Origin of the sequence: Psychrobacter sp., assembly GCF_036731945.1 — a bacterium.
In the GTDB taxonomy this organism is placed as follows: domain Bacteria; phylum Pseudomonadota; class Gammaproteobacteria; order Pseudomonadales; family Moraxellaceae; genus Psychrobacter.
The window spans coordinates 3,898-5,108 of sequence record NZ_DAINDI010000019.1 but is presented as its reverse complement, the minus strand read 5'-3'; the positions used below and the strand labels follow the sequence as shown (position 1 = coordinate 5,108).

Sequence of the window (1,211 nt, the reverse complement as noted above, 5' to 3'; positions counted from 1 at the left end):
ACCTAGGTGCGTCTGACCGCCTTTACCTGGGGTTACGCCGCCGACTACTTTAGTGCCGTATTCGATTGCTTGTTCAGAGTGGAATGTACCGTTTTTACCAGTAAAACCTTGTACCAATACTTTGGTATCTTTATCAATTAATACACTCATTATTTTTTCCTTATTCGGTTGTCTTGCAATAGCAGTTTTCTCGCTCATGTATCATTAAATGTTAACGATTTATGCTTTTGCTAAAAACTGCCATTACGCTGTGACTATAATGCTCAAGCGTCTGGTTAAGCGAGTTATGAATAAAACAGCGCTTACCCTCACGACTTATATTAAAGGCTTATGCTTTAACCGCATCGACAATTTTTTGTGCCGCGTCTGCTAGGCCTTGAGCTGAAATGATTTTCACATCAGATTGCTCTAGTAGCTCAGCACCTTTTTCAGCGTTATTACCTTCTAGACGGACAACAACAGGTACTTTTACGTTCACTTCTTTAACTGCTTCGATAATCGCTTCGGCAATCATGTCACAACGTACGATACCGCCGAAGATGTTGATGAGAACGCCTTCAACACTGCTGTCTTCTAGAATGATTTTGAACGCTTCAACAACGCGATCTTTGGTTGCACCGCCGCCAACGTCCAAGAAGTTAGCAGGTTTGCCGCCGTACAATTTGATGATGTCCATGGTCGCCATCGCAAGACCAGCACCGTTTACCATACAACCGATGTTACCTTCTAGGGCAACATAGTTTAGGTCAAATTCAGCGGCTTTAAGCTCGCGCTCGTTCTCTTGCGTTTTGTCTTGTAGCGCGGCAATTTTAGGCAAACGATATAGGGCGTTTGAGTCAATACCAATTTTGCCATCAACACAAACGATTTCGCCATTTTCACGAACCGCTAATGGGTTGATTTCTAATAATGCAAAATCATTGTCAACGAATGCTTGATAAGCGCCGCTCATCAATTTTACAAACTGGTTGATTTGCTTACCTTCAAGACCCAGTTTAAATGCCACTTCACGTGCTTGGTAAGGCATTAGACCAACTAATGGATCAACGCTTACTTTAAAGATTTTTTCTGGAGTTTCGCTTGCGACTTCTTCGATATCAACGCCGCCTTCGGTTGATGCCATAAAAGTGACGCGACGCGTAGAACGATCAACAACTGCGCCAAGATATAACTCAGTTTGTACTGGGTACATATCCTCTGCAACCAAAACA

At 42.9% G+C, this 1,211-nt stretch carries 1 protein-coding gene and 1 pseudogene; both read right to left on the bottom strand.

The features are described from left to right. Positions 1-150: pseudogene (locus tag V7D75_RS05490) on the bottom strand (succinate--CoA ligase subunit alpha); the annotation flags it as partial. 178 nt (positions 151-328) lie between these two features. Continuing rightward, positions 329-1,211: ADP-forming succinate--CoA ligase subunit beta (gene sucC, locus V7D75_RS05485; RefSeq protein ID WP_333613739.1), on the bottom strand; the 883-nt coding region annotated here is incomplete at its 5' end.